3 protein-coding genes and 2 pseudogenes are annotated in these 5,502 nt (G+C 76.8%); 4 read left to right on the top strand and 1 reads right to left on the bottom strand.

Features of this window, described 5'->3' with window-relative positions:
- Positions 1-684: pseudogene (locus SSNG_RS04940) on the bottom strand (glycosyltransferase); the annotation flags it as partial.
- Positions 685-1,255: 571 nt separating this feature from the next.
- Between SSNG_RS04940 and SSNG_RS45210 the strand changes: the two are divergent.
- From SSNG_RS45210 to SSNG_RS44745, 4 genes and pseudogenes are all read left to right on the top strand, one after another.
- A pseudogene (locus SSNG_RS45210) lies at positions 1,256-1,630 on the top strand (radical SAM protein); the annotation flags it as partial.
- 956 nt (positions 1,631-2,586) lie between these two features.
- Positions 2,587-2,955 (top strand): iron-containing redox enzyme family protein, encoded by a 369-nt coding sequence (locus tag SSNG_RS43515; protein WP_241694994.1) that lies wholly within the window; start codon positions 2,587-2,589, stop codon positions 2,953-2,955.
- Positions 2,952-3,212 carry an aroma-sacti cluster domain-containing protein gene (locus SSNG_RS04925; protein WP_128637375.1) on the top strand — a complete coding sequence of 87 codons (261 nt, stop codon included), beginning with the start codon at positions 2,952-2,954 and terminating at the stop codon, positions 3,210-3,212. Before SSNG_RS43515 ends, SSNG_RS04925 begins: the two co-directional genes overlap by 4 nt.
- A 40-nt stretch (positions 3,213-3,252) precedes the next feature.
- Positions 3,253-5,502, top strand: a 2,250-nt coding sequence (locus SSNG_RS44745; RefSeq protein ID WP_007262697.1) for an adenylate/guanylate cyclase domain-containing protein, incomplete at its 3' end; no start/stop codon positions are given.

The following is a 5,502-nucleotide window of genomic DNA, read 5'->3' as shown; positions in this document are numbered from 1 at the left end:
TAAATGGACGTACACGACGGGCTTGCCCGACCGCGACAGTTGCTCCCCGATCGCCTCCGCCTCCGCCGGGTCGGGCGTCGGCTCCCAGGACAGCGGCCCCACGTGCCGGACCCGCCCGGGCAGCAGTGCGCCCGGATACTCCAGCTCCGGATCCCCCCGCAGCAGCAACGCGTCGCCCAGCAGCGGATCGTCCCCCCACCGCGGCGCACGCCCCGCCAGACCGGTCTCCTCCCGCAGGTCGGCGTGGATCCGCAGGCAGTCGTGCGTCCGGCTCTGCCGGGTCCGGCCCAGGTGCGGTTCGTCGTCGCCGCCGGCCGCGTAGTCCCACAGGTGCACCGACAGCCCGACCACCACCACCGGGACGTCCAGCGTCTCGGCGGCGAGCAGGGCGCCGTTGCAGAGCACGGAGGTGACCAGCAGGTCGGCCCCCGTCTCCCGGGCCGCGCGCACGGTCGCCCGGTACTGCGCCGCGCCTCCCGGCCCCCACCACGTGGCGGAGAACGCCCGGTGGCCGCCGTACTCCTCCGCCGCGGCGAACGGCAGTCCGGCATCGGCCGCGGCGGCCGCCGCGGTGGACCGGCCCAGCACGCTGACGTCATGGCCCCGGCGCCGGAGCTCCAGGCCGGCCGCGACCGCCGGGTAGAGGTAGCCGCCGTCACTGAGCGGGCAGAGAAGGATCTTCATGGTCGTGCCGCTCCCAGCGGTTCCGGTGCCAGAGTGGCCGCGGGCTCCCGGCCCCGGCAGGAACTGCCGGGAGCCGGGGGACCCGCGCGGTGCTCACACGAGATGACGGAACGTCACATCTCGTGGCTGTGGTTGACGATGCAGCCGGCCTCGGCCTCTTCGTCCTCGCTGTGGGCGACGACCTCGATGTCCTCGTTCTCGGTCTCCGGGTTCGTGTTCTCGGGCATGTCCGTCTCCTTCGGTTGTCGGCGTCGTCCCGCCGGCTGAGAAGAAACGTACGGACGCCCGGTACGGGAACGCCTGGCCACCGGTTCGGCACCGGTATGCGCCGAGCACACGGACGCGGAACGCCCCCGAACCCCCGCCGCACGCCCCGCCGCGCCCCGGCGCCGACCGCCGCGACCTGCGGACCAACCGGTCACCAGGCGTTCGTGAACCGGAAATCCGGCGCCCGCGGGCACGATCCGGGTCAACACCCGCGCGCGGCACGAGCGCGCGGCACGCGCACCGAGGAGGAGACGTGGAGCTGGCGGAACTCATCGGCCTGCGGCCGGTGCCCTGCGGCGGCCTGATGGTGGCGCTCACCCGCCGCTGCCCCATGAGCTGCGTGCACTGCTCCACCGACTCCTCCATGGCCGCCGCCGAGGAGCCCGACCCGGCACACCTGCTGCGCTTCATCGGCTCGTTCGGCCCGCAGGACCGCCCCGAGGTGGTCATGCTGACCGGCGGCGAACCGCTGCTGCTGCCCGAACTCGCCGCCCGCCTGGCCGGCCTCGCCCGCGCCGCGGGCACCCGCACGGCACTGCTCAGCGGAATGTTCTTCGCCCGCGACGGACGCGTCCCCGACCGGATCATGCGGGCGATCACGGCCCTCGACCACTTCTCGGCGAGCCTGGACGTCCACCACGAGCGCGAGGTCCCCCGCGCGGACGTGCTGCGCGCCCTGCGGGCCGTGCTCGACGCCGGGATCCCCGCCAGCATCCACCTCACCGGTACCGGCCCCGACGACCCCTACCTCGCGGACGCCGTCGCCGACGTCCGCCGCGCCTTCGGCGGCCGGGTGCCCCTCCTCGTCAACGAGGTCCGCCCGCTCGGCCGCGCCACGGGCCTCGTCCCCGCGACCCCCGCCGGACCGGACGGCTCCCGGGCGGCGCCGTGCACCCTCGCCGCCTGGCCGGTGGTCGCCTTCGACGGGACCGTCACCGCCTGCTGCAACCAGTGGACGGTGGACCGCCGCCCCGTCCCCGCGCACCTGCGGCTCGGACACGTCGCCGACGACGACTGGCCGGCCGTCCGCGAACGCTCCCTCGGCTCCCCGGTCCTGCGGATGCTGCGCGCCGTCGGCCCCCGGCGGCTGCACGCCCGCCACGGGGCTGCGCCCGCCCCGGCCGGCTACTGCCGCAGCTGCCACGCCCTCGCCGACCGCCCCGACGTCCTCGCGGGCGCGGACCGCGACGCGGGCGGCCGGGTCGGCGAACTCCTCGACCGGCTCGCCGCGGAGCAGCAGCGCGCCGCCGGACCCGCCGCCCTGGGGCGCCGCATGGGCTGCGATGGGGGCCCACCTGGTCGAGCCGCTGCCCGCACCGCCCGAAGAAGGAAAGCCGACGATGACCGCCACCGCGTCCCTCGCGCTCAGGACCAAGCTCCTGCCCACCACCACCGCCCTGTTGGCCGCGACCGCGCTCCTGTGGCGACCGGACGGGCTGCGGCAGCGCTACCCCCGCTACCTGGCGGCCATGCACCCGCTCGTACGGGCCTCGGTGCCGCTGCTGGAACGGGCCGCCGAACGGTGCGCCGAGCTCGACGACCCGGCCGCCCGGGGCCTCGCGGCGTACTGCCTGCGCCACGCCCGGGAAGAACGCGACCACGACGCCTGGCTGCTCGACGACCTCGCCGCCGCCGGTGCCCGGCCGGCCGCCGTACCCCACCCTGTCGAAAAACGAACTCGCCGGCGCGCAGTACTACCGGATCGAGCACGAGCACCCCGTCACGCTGCTCGGCTACATCGCGGTCCTGGAGGGCAACGCCCCCGGCCCCCGGCTCGCCGACCGCCTCGCCGAGGCCACCGGCCTCCCCGGCACCGCCTTCCGCACCCTCAGGGAACACGCCGAGCTCGACGGCGGCCACCTCGACGACCTCCACCGGGTGCTCGACGCGCTCGCGCTCCCGCCGGCCCTGCGGACCGCCGTCTCCGTCAGCGCGCTGCACACGGCGGACCTGCTCACCCGGCTCTTCCTCTCCCTCGCCGCAGACCCCGGAGGACACCCGTGACCGAGGACACCGTGCCCCACGACGACGCCGCCCACGACGACGCCCCGCTCGACGACGCCCCGCCTGCGCCCCCCACCCTGCGGGCGCTGGCCGCCGCGGGCTTCGACACCGACCGCCTCAGCGAGGACCAGCTGGAGGTGCTGCGCGCCCTGGCCCCGGAGGAACTGGCCCTGCTCGTCGACATCAGGGGGCGGCTCGACGCGGCGGCCCCGGAGGTGCAGGCCCACGCCGACGTCGCGGGCGGCGCCCTCTTCTGACCCCGGCCGCCCCGCCGTCCCGCGCCCACCGGAGGAACCCATGCCGTGCACCTCGTGCCGGAGCGCACTGCCGCCCGAAGCCCGGTTCTGCCCCGCCTGCGGCAGCCCGTGCGCCGAGGGGCCGGACACGGCCCGGCCGACCGGCCGCAAGGTGGTGACCGTCCTCTTCTGCGACCTGGTGGGCTCCACGGCGCTCTCCGGAGCGCTCGACGCGGAGACCCTGCGCTCGGTGACGCTCCGCTGGTTCGACCTGATGCGGCTGCGGATCGAGGAGCAGGGCGGCACCGTGGAGAAGTTCATCGGGGACGCCGTGATGGCCGTCTTCGGCGTGCCGGCCGTACGGGAGGATGACGCCCGCCGCGCGGTCGCCGCCGCCCTGGCCATGCGGGAGGCGCTCACCGGGCTCAACCTCCGGCTGGAGCAGGGCGTCGGCGTCCGGCTGGAGATGCGCATCGGCCTCAACACCGGCCAGGCGGTCACCGGTTCGGCGACCCTGCGGCAGGCGATGGTCTCCGGCGAGGTGGTCAACGTCGCCGCCCGCCTGGAACAGAACGCCGCCGCCGGGGAGATCCTCATCGGACCCGGCACCCTGGCCGCCGCCGGACCGGGCGTGCGGACGGCGCGGACCGGCCCGCTGCTGCTCAAGGGCAAGCGGGACCGGGTCACCGCCCACCGCCTGCTCGGCCTGGACGAGGAGGAGGGCCCGGAGGCGCTGCGCCGGTTCGACCTCGCGTTCATCGGCCGGAGCCGCGAACTCGCCCTCATCGACGAGGCGCTGGAGCGCGTGGTCCGCACCCGCCGGGCCGGCCGCCTGGTCGTCGGCGGGGAGGCGGGCCAGGGCAAGACCCGCCTCGTGCGGGAGTGGCTCCACCGGGCCACGGCCACGGCCGGCGGCCCGCGTCACGGCGTCGGGCGCTGCCGGGCCCGGGGCGAACAGCCCACCCTCGGCCCCCTCGCCGACGCCGTCGCCGACCTCCTCGGCGCGGCCGCGGTCGCACCCTCGCCCGAACTCGACCTGCTCCACCAGGGCCTGCTGCTGGACGGAACCCCCAACCCCTCGCCCGCCGACACCTGTGCCGCCCTCGCCAAGGTCCTCGCCGGCCTCTCCGCGGCGGAACCCGTGGTGCTGGTGATCGACGACTGCCACTGGGCCGCGCAGCCCCTCTTCGACGCCCTCGACCGGCTGCTGCGCGCCCTCACCGACGCGGCCGTCCTCATCGTGCTGCTCACCCGCCCCCAACTGTTCGACGCACGGCCCGCACTGTCCCTGGAGACCGTGCTCCTCGGCGGGCTCTCCGACGCCGAGGCACAGCTCCTCGCGGCCGGGCTGACCGGCGGCACGGCGCCCGGCGGCCCGCTCGGCCCCCGGGTCCTGGCACGGGTGGGCGGCAACCCGCTGCACCTGGAGCAGCTGCTGGTCGCGGGGGACCCCGTCGACACGGACAGCGTCCCGCTCCCGCTCCAGGCCCTGATCGGCGCCCGGATCGACGCGCTCGACCCGCCCGAACACCGGGCCCTGGGCCTGGCGTCGGTCCTGGGCGGCGACTTCACCGCCGGCGAACTGACGGAGCTCGCCGGCCGGCCCGCGCCGGAGTGGACCGGGCACGGGGCTCCGGCCCGTACTGCACCGGCTGGTCCGTCACCGCGCGTGATCAGGCCGGACGGCGAGGCGTTCCGCTACGCCGGAGGACTGATCCAGGAGGTCGTCTACACCAGCCAGTCCAAGCAGGACCGGGCCGACCGGCACGAACGCGCCGCCCGACTCGACTCGGTCCGCCGCCGGGGCAGCGCGGCGGTCGGCGGCCATCTCGAACAGGCGTACCGCTACCGGGCCGAGCTCGGCGCCCAGGACGCGCACACCGACGGGCTGCGCCGGCGGGCCGCCGACGCGCTCGCCGAGGCCGGGCGCCTGGCGCTGGCCCACGCCGACCCCGTGTGGGCGGCCGACGTGCTGTCCAGGGCCACGGCCCGGTACGCGCCGGGCGAGCCCGGCAGCACGGCGGCACGCAGGCGGCTCGGCCAGACGCTGCTGGACCTCGGGCGCGGACCGGAAGGCCGGGCGCTGCTCGAAGAGGTGCTGGCCGAGGCCCGGGCCGGCGGAGGGGAAGCGGTGGAGGCGGCCCACGCCCGCCTCGCCCTCGCCTCCGCCGGCCGGTCCGCGGGCGAACCCGGCGCACCCGGCGGGGACGGCGGAGACGGCAGGGACGGCGGAGACGGCGGGGCCGGTGGGGCCGGTGGGGCCGGTGGGGCCGGTGGGGCCGCCCCCGCCGGAGCGGAAGAGTCGCCGGCG

The organism is Streptomyces sp. C (genome assembly GCF_000158895.1).
GTDB lineage: Bacteria > Actinomycetota > Actinomycetes > Streptomycetales > Streptomycetaceae > Streptomyces > Streptomyces racemochromogenes.
The sequence above is the reverse complement of the archived record's forward strand: the minus strand, read 5'-3'. Positions and strand labels throughout refer to the sequence as shown.